This window comes from Streptomyces sp. NPDC014801 (assembly GCF_043082085.1).
GTDB lineage: Bacteria > Actinomycetota > Actinomycetes > Streptomycetales > Streptomycetaceae > Streptomyces.
In genome coordinates this window covers 495,325-507,926 of record NZ_JBIBXG010000004.1, presented here as the reverse complement: position 1 = coordinate 507,926, position 12,602 = coordinate 495,325, and the positions used below count along the sequence as shown (strand labels likewise).

The 12,602-nt window shown below is 73.8% G+C and carries 12 protein-coding genes; 2 read left to right on the top strand and 10 right to left on the bottom strand.

Features of this window, described 5'->3' with window-relative positions:
- Positions 1-83: 83 nt before the first annotated feature.
- The gene (locus ACF1AL_RS11725; RefSeq protein WP_391825857.1) at positions 84-1,526 is read right to left on the bottom strand and encodes an alkaline phosphatase PhoX; all 1,443 of its coding nucleotides are present in this window, start codon (positions 1,524-1,526) and stop codon (positions 84-86) included.
- A 240-nt stretch (positions 1,527-1,766) separates the two neighbouring features.
- Positions 1,767-3,191, bottom strand: coding sequence for a hypothetical protein (locus ACF1AL_RS11720; RefSeq protein WP_391778714.1), 1,425 nt, complete (start codon positions 3,189-3,191; stop codon positions 1,767-1,769).
- Positions 3,192-3,444: 253 nt separating this feature from the next.
- On the opposite strand from ACF1AL_RS11720, the gene ACF1AL_RS11715 reads away from it, so the two are divergent.
- Entirely contained in the window at positions 3,445-5,271 is a 1,827-nt protein-coding gene (locus ACF1AL_RS11715) for an endonuclease/exonuclease/phosphatase family protein (RefSeq protein WP_391697250.1), read from the top strand.
- Positions 5,272-5,298: 27 nt separating this feature from the next.
- Here ACF1AL_RS11715 and ACF1AL_RS11710 read toward each other — a convergent pair whose 3' ends face one another.
- From ACF1AL_RS11710 to lipB, 6 genes are all read right to left on the bottom strand, one after another.
- The gene (locus tag ACF1AL_RS11710) at positions 5,299-6,003 is read right to left on the bottom strand and encodes an antibiotic biosynthesis monooxygenase (protein WP_384206892.1); all 705 of its coding nucleotides are present in this window, start codon (positions 6,001-6,003) and stop codon (positions 5,299-5,301) included.
- 234 nt (positions 6,004-6,237) lie between these two features.
- The gene (locus tag ACF1AL_RS11705; protein ID WP_391825856.1) at positions 6,238-6,744 is read right to left on the bottom strand and encodes a DUF3618 domain-containing protein; all 507 of its coding nucleotides are present in this window, start codon (positions 6,742-6,744) and stop codon (positions 6,238-6,240) included.
- Complete coding sequence (locus ACF1AL_RS11700; protein WP_366840663.1) at positions 6,741-7,181, bottom strand: phage holin family protein; 441 nt, start codon at positions 7,179-7,181, stop codon at positions 6,741-6,743. Before ACF1AL_RS11700 ends, ACF1AL_RS11705 begins: the two co-directional genes overlap by 4 nt.
- A 101-nt stretch (positions 7,182-7,282) precedes the next feature.
- Positions 7,283-7,966, bottom strand: coding sequence for a hypothetical protein (locus ACF1AL_RS11695; protein ID WP_391825855.1), 684 nt, complete (start codon positions 7,964-7,966; stop codon positions 7,283-7,285).
- Complete coding sequence (locus ACF1AL_RS11690) at positions 7,963-8,097, bottom strand: hypothetical protein (RefSeq protein ID WP_361637595.1); 135 nt, start codon at positions 8,095-8,097, stop codon at positions 7,963-7,965. The genes ACF1AL_RS11695 and ACF1AL_RS11690 overlap by 4 nt, the downstream gene beginning before the upstream one ends.
- A gap of 50 nt (positions 8,098-8,147) precedes the next feature.
- Entirely contained in the window at positions 8,148-8,834 is a 687-nt protein-coding gene (lipB, locus tag ACF1AL_RS11685; RefSeq protein ID WP_391825854.1) for a lipoyl(octanoyl) transferase LipB, read from the bottom strand.
- 75 nt (positions 8,835-8,909) lie between these two features.
- On the opposite strand from lipB, the gene dapA reads away from it, so the two are divergent.
- Complete coding sequence (dapA, locus tag ACF1AL_RS11680; protein ID WP_391825853.1) at positions 8,910-9,812, top strand: 4-hydroxy-tetrahydrodipicolinate synthase; 903 nt, start codon at positions 8,910-8,912, stop codon at positions 9,810-9,812.
- Positions 9,813-9,891: 79 nt separating this feature from the next.
- On the opposite strand, the gene dapD is transcribed toward dapA, so the two are convergent.
- Together dapD and ACF1AL_RS11670 are read right to left on the bottom strand one after the other, a co-directional pair.
- Positions 9,892-10,881, bottom strand: a complete 990-nt coding sequence (dapD, locus tag ACF1AL_RS11675; protein WP_366840659.1) for a 2,3,4,5-tetrahydropyridine-2,6-dicarboxylate N-succinyltransferase — start codon at positions 10,879-10,881, stop codon at positions 9,892-9,894.
- A gap of 132 nt (positions 10,882-11,013) precedes the next feature.
- Positions 11,014-12,504 (bottom strand): MFS transporter, encoded by a 1,491-nt coding sequence (locus tag ACF1AL_RS11670; RefSeq protein ID WP_391825852.1) that lies wholly within the window; start codon positions 12,502-12,504, stop codon positions 11,014-11,016.
- Between the last annotated feature and the right edge of the window lie 98 nt (positions 12,505-12,602).

Sequence of the window (12,602 nt, the reverse complement as noted above, 5' to 3'; positions counted from 1 at the left end):
GGAAGGCCGCCGTGCCAGAAGGCCGGTAGGCGGGTGGGCCGGTGTGGACCCGACACCCGACACCCGACACCCGCCGCCCGCGGTTACCGCTTCTGCCGCTTCCAGGGGCCGGTGATCGCCAGCATGATGCCCGGCTCCTGGATGTTGGCGAAGAGCGTCCGCCCGTCGGGCGAGAAGGTGACGCCGGTGAACTCGCTGTACTCCGGCTTCTCGGCGGTGCCGATGTTCAGCTCGTTGCGGGCGATGGGGTAGGTGCGGCCGCTGTCGGTGGCGCCGAACAGGTGCTGCACGCCCTCGCCGTCCTCGGCGATGACCAGACCGCCGTAGGGCGAGACGGTGATGTTGTCGGGGCCGTCGAAGGCGCCGTCCTTCGCCGGGTCGGGGTTCACACCGAGCAGCACCTTCAGGGTCAGGGTGCGCCGCTTGGGGTCGTAGAACCAGACCTGGCCGTCGTGCTGGACGGGGCTCTCCGCACGGGCGAAGGAGGAGACGATGTACGCGCCGCCGTCACCCCACCACATGCCCTCCAGCTTGCGCGCGCGGGTGACCTGGCCGACGGTGAACTGCTTGCGCACCGGGACGGTCCTGGCGTCGCGGTCGGGGACGTCGACCCAGTCCACGCCGTACACCGTGCCGATCTTCGTGGCGCGCGAGAGGTCGTCGACGAACTGGCCGCCGGAGTCGAAGCACTTGAAGGCCTGCAGCACACCGGCGTCGTCGGCGAGGGTGCGCAGCTTGCCGCGGCCGTGCTCGAAGCCCTCCGGCGGGGTCCAGCGGTAGAGCAGCCCGTTGGGGTTGGAGGCGTCCTCGGTGAGGTAGGCGTGACCGCGCTTGGGGTCGATGACGACGGCCTCGTGGGCGTAACGGCCGAGCGCCTTGACGGGCTTGGGGTCGCGGTTGGCCCGCCGGTCCGCCGGGTCCACCTCGAAGACGTAGCCGTGGTCCTTGGTCATGCCGTTCTGGCCGGCCTTGTCCTCGGTCTCCTCGCAGGTGAGCCAGGTGTCCCAGGGAGTGCGGCCGCCCGCGCAGTTGGTGGAGGTGCCGGCGATGCCGACCCACTCGGCGACGTGGTCGCGGCGCACCTCGACGACCGTGCAGCCACCGGAGGCGGCCGGGTCGTAGACGAGGCCCTCGGTGAGCGGCACCGGGTACTTCCAGCTCGAACGGGGGCCCTTCAGCTCGTGGTTGTTGACGAGCAGGGTCGCGCCGCGCGGGCCGTCGAAGGTGGCGGTGCCGTCGTGGTTGGACGGGGTGAACTCGCCGGACTCCAGCTTGGTCCTCCCGCTGTAGGTGACGACGCGGTACGAGAAACCGGCGGGCAGGGCGAGGATGCCCTGGGGGTCGGGGAGCAGCGGACCGTAGCCGACGCCGTGGTGGTCGTGCGCCGCCCCTTCGCCGGTGTTCTCCGGGTCGGCGGAGGCGAGGGCGTTGGGCGCGCTGGCCAGGGCGCCGACACTGCCGGCCAGGGCTACCCCGGCACCGGTGACCGCGGTTTTTCTGGCGAAGTCCCTGCGGGTGAGCGACATGCTGTCTCCTGAGACGCTGGGTGTGCCGTGGAGGGTGGCGGACCTCTGAGTCGGCGCAACCGTCGCGCCCGCGTCTGAACGGGACCTGAACGCCGGGCGTCAGGAGCGGGTCGGCTTCCATGCATCCGTACGGCCGGCCCCAACGGAGGGCAAAACAGGGCCCCCGGTCCGGGGGCGGCGGGGGCTCTGCGCGGCCCCGTCCGGCAGACGGCGGGGCCCGGTCGTACGGCGTCGGCCGGCTCAGCCTCCGTGCGCCGACCGTGCCTTGAACGCGGCCTTGCGGGCCTCCTTGGCGACCTTCTTGTCGGGGTGCAGGCGGCCCATGGCCTCCAGGACGTCCGCGGTGGCGGGGTGGTCCACGCGCCAGGCCGCGGAGAAGAAGCCGTCGTGCTGGGCGGCCAGCCCCTCCACCAGGCCCTGGAGTTCCTCGGAGTTGCCCTCGGCGGCGAGCTGGGCGGCCAGGGTGTCGATGGTCAGCCAGAAGATCAGGTCCGGGGAGGGCGCGGGCACGTCCTGCGCGCCGTGCTCGGTGAGCCAGACCCGGGCCAGTCCGCCCAGTTCGGGGTCGTCCAGCACCTCGCGCAGGGCGGGCTCGGCGGCCGTGCCGACGAGGGACAGCGCCTCCTGGCAGCGCAGCCGCCGCAGCGGTGCGCCGGCGTCGCTGCCGCGGGCGGCGGAGAGCAACTCCCGCGCGGCGGCCAGCGGTTCGCGCCGCGCCAGCCACTGCTCGGTCTCGGCGCGGGCGGCGTGGGGGCCGTACAGGGCAGTGCCGTCCAGCAGCGCGTCGGCGCCCTTGTCGGCGAGTTCGCCGACGACCGGCGCGTTGAAGCCGGCCTCCAGCAGCCGTGCCCGCAGCCCGTACAGGCCGAGCGGGGTGAGGCGGACCATGCCGTAGCGGGAGACGTCGGTGTCGTCGACGGGCGCGGCGGGCTCCTCGTCGGCGTCCGCCATGAGGGCCTCGTCCACCGGCTGGTAGTCGACCAGCCCGGCCGGCTCCAGCAGCCGGAACTGGTCGTCGAGGCGCATCATCGCGTCGGAGACCTGCTCCAGCATGTCGTTGGTGGGTTCTCCCATGTCGCCGGGCACGATCATCGACGCGGCGAGCGCGGGCAGCGGCACCGGGCCGTCGCCGGGTCCGTCCTCGCTGACGGTGAGCAGGTAGAGGTTGGCGAGGACGCCGTCGAGGAACGCGGCCTCCGCCTCGGGGTCCCAGTCGAGCTGCGAGAAGTCGACCTCGCCGCCCTCCTCCAGGGCGTCCACCAGGTCGTCCAGGTCGGGCACGCTCGCGTCGGCGACGACCGTCTCCAGGGCGCCGAGCCAGACGCCGAGCACCTCCTGCGGGGAGCCGGTGAGCAGGGCCAGGTCCTGACCGGCGGCCACGGTCCCGGCCTCCTCGTCGGTGATCTCGACGAGCCCGGTGTCGACGGCGACCCGCCAGGCCTCGCTCGCGTACGCGGCCGCGTCGTCCCCGGTCAGCCCGAGCGCCTCGGCGGCCCCGGCCAGCTGCTCCTCGACCAGCGCTCCCCCGGCGTCCACGCGGGTGCCGGGGCCGGCCCAGCGGGCGAGTTTCGCCGCCCGGGCGAGCAGGGGGGTGGACAGGGCGTCCCGCGCCAGCTCCGCTTCGGAGCGCAGCCGCACCGGCGGCAGGGGGGAGCTGTCTGACATGGGCTGGTTCTCCTAGGGACGCGTCGTGCCACTCAGAGTTCAGCCTAGACGGGTTTCCACCCATGCCGCCCGGTTCATCTCCCCGTCCCCGGCCGTACATGGCCGAAACCTTGACAACTGGCCCGGCCAGGCTGGAAATTGACGCGCGTAGAAGTGGGGGGTCACCTGTTCACCGGCTTCTACGCGCGTCATGCACCCGTTCCTCGCTCCACCCTCGTCCCGGCGCCTTTGTCACGTCCCCGGAGGGAATCCCTTGCCGAGCAAGTCCGCGCGTCTCGCCGCGCTCACCGTCGCCGCCGTGTGCTCCGCGGCCTCCACCGTCGTCCTCAGCACCACCGCGCACGCGGACTCGGTGCGCATCCACGACATCCAGGGCACCACCCGGATCTCGCCGTACGCGGGCCAGAAGGTCGCGGATGTGGCCGGAATCGTCACGGGCATACGCACCTACGGCTCGTCCAAGGGCTTCTGGATCCAGGATCCGAACCCGGACGACAACCCCGCCACCAGCGAGGGCGTCTTCGTGTTCACCAGCTCCACGCCCAAGGGCGTGGCCGTCGGCGACGCGGTGAAGGTGTCCGGCACGGTCTCCGAGTACGTCCCCGGCGGCACCTCCTCCGGCAACCAGTCGGTGACCGAGATCACCAAGCCCACGGTGACGGTCGTCTCCGGCGGCAACGCCGTCCCGGCCCCCGTCCTCCTCGACGAGGACGCCGTACCGGACGCGTACGCCCCGGCCGGGGACCCCGCGGCGAACAACTCCGTCAACGGGCTGCCGCTGCGCCCGTCCGAGTACGCCCTCGACCTGTACGAGTCGCTGGAGGGCATGAACGTCCGGGTCGCCGACGCCCGGGTGGTCGGTGCCAGCGACCCGTACACCGAGCTGTGGGTGACGGTGAAGCCGCACGAGCACGCCAACCGGCGCGGCGGCACGGTCTACGGCTCCTACGACTCCCAGAACACCGGCCGGCTGCAGATCCAGTCCCTGGGCGCCACCGCCGACTTCCCCGTCGCGAACGTCGGCGACACCCTCACCGGCACCACCGCCGGCCCGCTCGACTACAACCAGTTCGGCGGCTACACCCTCGTGGCGAACAGCCTCGGCACGCTCGAGAGCGGCGGCCTGGAGCGGGAGACCACGCGCAAGCAGCGCAACGGCGAACTGGCCGTCGCCACCTACAACGTGGAGAACCTCGACCCGTCGGACCGCACCTTCGACGCGCACGCCTCCGCGATCGTGAACAACCTCCAGTCGCCCGACATCGTGTCCCTGGAGGAGATCCAGGACAACAACGGCGCCAAGGACGACGGCACGACCGCCGCCGACGTCACCGTGACCAAGCTGATCGACGCGATCGTCGCGGCGGGCGGCCCGCGCTACGACTGGCGCTCCATCGACCCGGCCAACGACACCGACGGCGGCGAGCCGGGCGGCAACATCCGCCAGGTGTTCCTGTTCAATCCCGAGCGGGTGTCGTTCACCGACCGCCCGGGCGGCGACGCGACCACCGCCGTCGGGGTGACCCGCGAGCACGGCAAGGCGGCGCTGACCGTCTCCCCGGGCCGTATCGACCCGGCGTCCGACGCCTGGAAGTCCAGCCGCAAGCCGCTGGCCGGCGAGTTCGTCTTCCGCGGCCGCACGGTCTTCGTGATCGCCAACCACTTCGCCTCCAAGGGCGGCGACCAGGGGCTGACCTCGCAGTACCAGCCGCCGGTGCGCAGCTCCGAGACGCAGCGCCACCGGCAGGCGGCGGAGGTCAACACCTTCGTCAAGAGCCTGCTCGCGGTGCAGAAGAACGCGGACGTCATCGCGCTGGGCGACCTCAACGACTTCGAGTTCTCCGGCACCGCGCGGATCCTCGAGGGCGACGGCGAACTGTGGTCGGCGATCAAGTCGCTGCCCCGCAGCGAGCGGTACACGTACGACTACCAGGGCAACGCCCAGGTGCTGGACCAGATCCTGATCAGCCCCTCCATCCGGCGCGGCTGCGACTTCGAGTACGACAGCGTGCACCTGAACTCGGAGTTCCACGACCAGATCAGCGACCACGACCCGCAGGTGCTGCGCTTCCACCCGTAGCGCCCGCGGCCGGCCTCCTCCCCGCGGTCAGGCGGGGAGGAGGCCGAGCGCGTGCTCGTAGCGGACCGGCGAGAAACCCTTCACGCCGGGGTACGTCCGCACCCGCTCCCACAGGTCGGTGGGCGCGCCGATGCCCTGGCCGGGGGCGGCGAGCACCGCGTCGTAGGCGTCGGTGCTCTCCCACTCGGCGTAGTTGAGGACGTGCCCGCCGTCCGTGCTGAGGTGGAAGTGGGCGGAGATGAGGCCCGGGTGGCCGACGGGGTCGTCGGCGAGGGCCTTCAGCACCAGGTCGACCCAGGTGCCCCGCTCCTCGGCGGCGGCCGCTTCGAAGTCGATCCGCACGGCCACGATCAGCCCGGGCACCCGTTCGTCGCCGACGGCGCGCTCCCGGCTGCGGTGGTGCCGGTAGCGGTTCAGCGCCACGCGCTCGATGCCCGGCACGGCGGTGTCGATCTCGTCGACCCGCTCCTGGCGGTGGCTGCGCACGAACGCCTCGTAGGCCTGCTCGCTGGTCCACTGCGAGTGGTGCATCAGCGTGGAGCCGTCGTGGCCGGTGTACACGTGGTAGCTCAGCAGGTCGCCGGCCGGCCACGGCCGCCGCTCCCAGGTGCGCGCGATCGCCTCCACGGTCAGCGCCTGCCGCTCGGGCGTACCCACCCGCCAGGTGCTGAAAAAGGGGGCACCCGCCCGCGGGTCGGTGAGATCGGGGTGCGCGTCGGTACGACGGGTCATGAGAGACCTCCGGTGATCGGCAGCGAAAGCTTGCGGTGACCACCTTTCAACCTCAACCGCTGTTGAGGTCAACGGCCTTCTGAGAACACCCTCACCCGAGGCGATGTCCGCCCTCGGCGCGCGCCACGCCCGGCCCCTCGGCGCGCGCCACGCCCCGCCACGGGACACACCCCGCCCCCGGAACACGCCGCGGCCCGGGCCGTTCCAGCACCGGCCCGGGCCGCGGTCCCGTCGTCACTTCGCGCGTCGGTACGCCCGCCAGACCTGCCAGGCGCCGGCCGCGGTCATCGCCGCCAGGGCGGCCCAGGCCACGCCGGGGTGGCGGCGGCCCGTCACCAGCACCGTCCGCACGGGTCCCGGCAGCCGCTCCTCCACGGTGTGTCCGCCGTCGGCGGCCCGTTCCTGCACGGCCTGCGCGGCGCCGGCGGCCCGGTCCTGCGCCGTGTGGCCCGCGCGGGAGGCGCGCTCCTGGACCGTGTGGCCCACCCGGGTCGCCTTCTCCTGCACCGTGTGCCCGGCCTGCGCCGCGCTGCTGCGCAGCTGGACCGTCATGGCGCCGGCCTTGTCCCGCAGGTCGGCCGCGCGGGCCATGGCGCGGCCCTTCACGTCCGTCTTGCCGGCCAGCTCCTCGACCGTCGCCCCGAGCTGGCTGCGTGTCTCGGCGATCTGCCGTCGCAGCTCGTCGGGGCCCTTGGCCCCGCCGGCGGCCTTGCCGGCGGAACCGTTGTTCGCGTCCGTCATCGATGCGCCCTTTCCCTGATCTCCTCCACATCGGCCCTGACGCTCCCGAGCGTCTCCTCCGGCGTGGGCGGCGCGGCGCGGCGCAACTCGCTGCGGCCGGCGACGGCCAGCACGCCGGCCACCGCGAAGAGCAGCCCGGTCACGATCAGCGCGGCGGCCCACACGGGCAGCACCAGCGACAGAGCGGCGACGGCGGTGCCCGCGGTGGCGAGGAGACCGGCGTAGGCGAAGGCCCCGGCGGCGCCCAGCAGTCCACCGCCGCGTCCGGCGCGCCGGCCCTTCTGGGCCAGTTCCTCCTTGGCCAGGCCGATCTCCTGCCGTACGAGCCGGGAGAGCTGTTCGGTGGCCTGTCCGACGAGTTCGGCCACGGAGTGGTGCCCGTCCTGCCGTGCCCGGCGCTCCTCGCGCACGGGCCGGGTGTCCATGGTCCCGGTCACGGTCTTCCGCCTCCTCTCGGTCACGGAAACTCCCGGGTACCCGGACCGGCCGTCACTAGACCGGGCCGTCGACCAGGGGAAACGCCCCGGTCAGCGGGGGCCTACGCCTGGGGCGCGCTTCCCGGGCCGCGTTCGCCGAGGCGGGCCAGCTGGGTCTGGAACCAGTCGAGGCGGGCCTGCAACAGGGCGGCCTCGGCGACCAGTTCCGGCACGTCGAGTCCCGGCACGGCCTCGGAGCGGGCCTCCCCGCCGGCCGCGGCCACGACCCGCAGCCCCTCCCCGGCCCGCCGTGCGAAGGCGCCGAGCGACAGGGACGTACGGGCGCGGACGCAGCCCGCGCAGGTCGGGGCGAGCGCGCGCCACCCGGGCCGGCCCCAGCCGGCGTCGGCCAGCGCCACCGCGGGGGCGCCGCAGCCGCAGGGGCCGACGATCGCCGTCCGCACCCGCTGGCGGGCGCAGCGGAAGCCGCGCTCGAAGCGGATGTAGGCGCCGAGGACGGCCACCTCCAGCAGGACGGCGGACCGGTGCTCGGCGGTGCTGAGCAGCGCCTCGGCGTCCGCGCGGTCGTGGACGCAGTGGAAGCCGCAGTCACACAGCCTCGCGGGCGGCCGGTGCCGGCGGCCGTAGACGCAGGCGGCGTCGGCCAGGACGCCGTAAGGAAGCGCCCCGCCGAGCGAGACCCCGGTGAAACCGGCCCGGGTGCCGTCCTGGGAGAGCACCGGGTGGGCGATCTTCCAGCCGGTGGGCGGCTCGGGCGGGCGCTCCTGCGGGAGCCGCAGCCTCATCGGGCCGCGGGCACCTCTTCGGGCACGGAGACCTCGACGTCCGTGATCTCCTGGGTGGGTTCGGGTTCCTCGTCGCGGATCCGCGGCTCTTCCTCCGCGACGCCGGTGGCCAGTGCCTTGCCGAGCTTCATGACGCCTCCTGGAGAGGTGGGTGCATGACCGTCGTGAATGCCATGGTGACTCATGAAGGGCCGACTTGGACATAGGGCGCTTCCTTCGCCCCCATCGCCTGGGCCTTCGCCCCCATCGCCTCGGCGACGGCGTCGCGGACCTCCCGCTCGCCGGGGGCGGGCCGCCCCTGCTCCGCGGCCAGCTCGGCGAGCGAGGTCATGGCGACGTCGGGCAGCCCGCAGGCGGTGAACCGGGTGAAAACGGTGAGGTCGGGGTCGATGTTGAGCGCGAAGCCGTGGCTGGTGACGCCGCCGCGGATGCGCATGCCGATGGAGGCGAGCTTGCGTCCGTCCGGCGTCCACACGCCGACCAGCGACTGGGCGCCGGGCGGGGTGTCGCGCCGGACCGTCTCGAAGCCGAGGGCGGCGCAGGCGTCGATCAGGGCGTGCTCCACCTGGCGCACGATGTCGGCGGGTCCGCGTTCGCGCAGGTTGAGCACCAGGTAGCCGATGAGCTGGCCCGGGCCGTGGTAGGTGGCCTGTCCGCCGCGGTCGACGGGGACGAGCGGGATCGTGGACGCGTCGGGCAGTTCGGCGGGCGGGGTGCGGACGCCGTAGGTGATGACGGGCGGGTGGCTCAGCAGCACCAGCCGGTCGCCGATCTCCCCGGCCCGCCGGGCGTCGGCCCAGCCCTTCATCTCCTCGACGGCGTCCTCGTACGGCACCTCGCCGAGATCGATCCGCGCGATGTCCCCCATGACTCAGCACTCCTTACCGATACCTCGTAGCAGATTTAAGTGGAGCTTCACGATCGCGCTGCCGAGACTACTCGCATGACCTACGCAGCCGCCCCTGCCCCTCCGTTCGGCCGCGCCCTGTGCGCGATGATCACGCCCTTCACCGAGGAGGGCGCCCTGGACCTGCCCGGCGCGCAGCGGCTGGCCGCGCACCTGGTCGCGCAAGGGTGCGAGGGGCTGGTGCTGTCCGGCACGACGGGCGAGTCGCCGACCACCAGCGACGCGGAGAAGGCGGACCTGGTGCGCGCGGTGCGGGAGGCGGTGGGCGAGCGCGCCTCGGTCGTCGCCGGGGTCGGCACCGCCGACACCCGGCACACGATCGCCCTCGCGCTGGCCGCGGAGAAGGCGGGCGCGGACGGCGTCCTGCTGGTCACGCCGTACTACAGCCGGCCGCCGCAGGACGCCGTCGAGGCGCATGTCCGGCAGGTCGCGGACGCCACCGCCCTGCCGGTGATGCTGTACGACATCCCCGGCCGCACCGGCACCCGCATCGAACCGGAGACGCTGATCCGCCTCGCCGGGCACCCGCGAATCGTGGCGGTGAAGGACTGTTCCTACGACTTCCTCGGCACCCAGCGGGTCCTCGCGGCGACGGACCTGGCGTACTACGCGGGCTGCGACGAGCACAACCTGGCGCTGTACGCGGTGGGCGCGGCCGGCTGCGTCAGCACGGTGGCGAACGTCGTCCCCGACCGCGTCCGCGCGGTCCTGGACGCCTTCGACGCCGGCGACACCGGCCGGGCGGCGGCCCTGCAGCGCCGGCTGACCCCGCTGATCGCGCACATGATGTCCGCCGGCCTCCCCGGCACGGTCACCGCCAAGGCCCTCCTGACCACCCTCGGCCTGCCCGCGGGCCCGGTCCGTGCTCCCCTGCTCCCCGCGGACCCCGGAACGACGACGGCCCTGCGGACGACGTACGACCGCCTGATCGACGGGTGACCACCGTTGCCGTCATGACGAAGCGCCCTCCCGCCGGCGGCGGAAGGGCGCTTCCTGTGCTTCGTGTGCGCAGGGCCGGTCAGTTGTGGCTGTGCAGGACGTCGTTCAGGCCGCCCCAGACCGCGTTGTTCGGGCGGGCCTCGACGGCGCCGGTGACCGAGTTGCGACGGAAGAGGATGTTCGAGGCACCGCTCAGTTCGCGGGCCTTGACGATCTGGCCGTCGGGCATGGTGACCCGGGTGCCGGCGGTGACGTACAGGCCCGCCTCGACCACGCACTCGTCGCCGAGCGCGATGCCGACGCCGGCCTCGGCGCCGATCAGGCAGCGCTCGCCGATGGAGATGATCACGTTGCCGCCGCCGGACAGCGTGCCCATCGTGGAGGCGCCGCCGCCGATGTCCGAGCCGTCGCCGATCACGACACCCGCGGAGATACGGCCCTCGACCATGGAGGTGCCGAGCGTGCCGGCGTTGAAGTTGACGAAGCCCTCGTGCATGACCGTGGTGCCCTCGGCCAGGTGCGCGCCGAGGCGGACCCGGTCGGCGTCGGCGATGCGGACGCCCTTGGGGGCCACGTAGTCCGTCATGCGCGGGAACTTGTCGATCGAGGTGACCTGCAGGTGCAGGCCCTCGGCGCGGGCGTTCAGCCGCACCTTCTCGATGTCGTCCACCGCGACCGGGCCCAGCGAGGTCCAGGCCACGTTGGCGAGGTGGCCGAAGATGCCGTCCAGGTTCTGGCCGTGCGGCTTGACCAGGCGGTGCGAGAGCAGGTGCAGGCGCAGGTAGACGTCGTGCGCGTCGATCGGCTTCTCGTCGAGGGAGGCGATGACCGTGCGCACCGCGACGACCTCGACGCCCCGGCGGGCGTCCGGGCCGATCGCCGCGGTCGCGCCGCCGCCCAGCAGCTGGGCCGCCTGCTCGGCGGAGAGCCGCTCGGTGCCGGCGGGGCCGGGCTCCTCCACCAGCTCGGGCGCGGGGAACCAGGTGTCGAGAACGGTGCCGTCGGCGGCGAGGGTGGCGAGGCCGGCGGCGACGGCGCCGGTGGTGCGAGAAGCAGTCGAGTCGGTCATGAGGGAAACCTAACCGCCCGGGCCCCACGGAGGCCAACCAGACGACGCCTGTCTCAGGTGGCGGGCGGGGGGACGGCCCCGGGGATGGTGAGCGGACGGATCGGGAGGGAGGGGGCGGACGCCCTCCCGCTCTTACACCAGCGGCGCGCGGCGCCTGCCCGCCCCCGGGACCGCGGGCGCGGTCGGCACGCCGGGCGGGATGGGCGCGGCGGGACCGGGAGATACGGCGGGCACGGCGGGTCCCGCAGGAGCGGCAGGAGCGGCGGGGCCGGCGGGAGCGGCGGGCGCAGAGGGCGCGGCGGCACCAGCGGCGCCGGAAGGACCGGCAAGCGCAGCCGCCGCCTCCTCCGCAGCCGCCGCCGTTTCCGCCTCAGCCTTCCCGCGGACCCGCCTCCCTTCCAGCCGTCCCCCGGCCATTACCGCGCAGCCCGCTGCCGCGGCCGCGGCTGTGCACAGGGGCCACAGGAGGTCCGGTGCCGCCCCGTACAGCGCGCCGCCGAGCGGGGCGGCCAGGACCACGCCGGTGATGGACGCGCCGGCGTAGAGCGACTGGAAGCGGCCCATGGCGTGGCCGGGGGCGCGGTCGGCGACGTAGGCGGTGGCGGTGGTCTTGTAGAGGAGTTCGCCGAAGGTCAGCAGCGTCATCATGGCCACCGCCGTGACGATGCCCACCCCTGTCAGCAGGGCGCCGTATCCCGCCGCGACCAGCAGCAGGCCCGCTCCCACCACCGGCAGGGGCGAGCGGCGGCGCAGGGCGAGCGCGGCGGGCAGTTCCAGGCAGAGCAGCACCCCGCCGTTGACGGCGAGCAGGGAGCCGTAGACGCCGGTGTCCAGGCCGTGGTCGGCGAGGTAGACCGGGAAGGTCGTGTACTGCTGCCGGTAGACCACGTCCACGACGACGATCGCGCCGAGCAGCACCAGCACCGCCGGCCGCGCCCGCAGCGCCGGCCAGAGCGCCTCCCCACGGCGCGCCTCCCCACGGCGCGCCTTCCCCCCGCGCGCCTTCCCGCCGCGCGCCTCCCCGAGGGGAGCCCCCTGCGCCGCCCCACCGTGGGCCGGATCCCGCCGCGCGGGCACCACCCGTGCCGTCCAGCAGGCCAGCGCCACGCTGCCGAGGCCGTCGGCGACGTACAGCCAGTCGTACGACAGCCGGGTCGCGACGAGCGCGCCGAGCAGCGGGCCGACGGTGAACCCGCCGTTGGCCGCCGCCCGGGTCACCGCGAACGCCTGCCGCCGCGCCCCCTCGGGCACGATCACCGCCACCAGCGCCGAGCTCGCCGCCCGCTGCGCCCCCGCCGCGTACTGGGCGAGCGGCAGCGCGGCGTAGAGCGCGGGCGTCGGCAGCAGCGGTACGGCGGCCAGCAGCAGCCCGCCCGTGACGGCGGAGGCGAGGAGGGCCGGGCGGTGGCCGAACCGGTCGCCGAACCAGCCGCCGGTGAGGTTGCCGGCGAGCAGGCCCACTCCCCCGGCGCCGGCCAGCAGGCCCGCCTGGCCGGGGTCGAGGCCGCGCGGCCCCGTCAGGTACAGGAAGAGGTAGGCGAAGGTCACGCTCACGGCCATGTTCACGAAGCTGCCGGCGGCCAGCAGCCACACCGCGCGCGGAACGTCCCTCAGACCTCGCACGCCACCCCACCCCCGTCAGTCAGTTTCTTTTGGGAACTGACTATGTCAGCATGGCAGCCTCGGGTCAACGACGACCGGTGGACGAAGAGGTGGAGGGG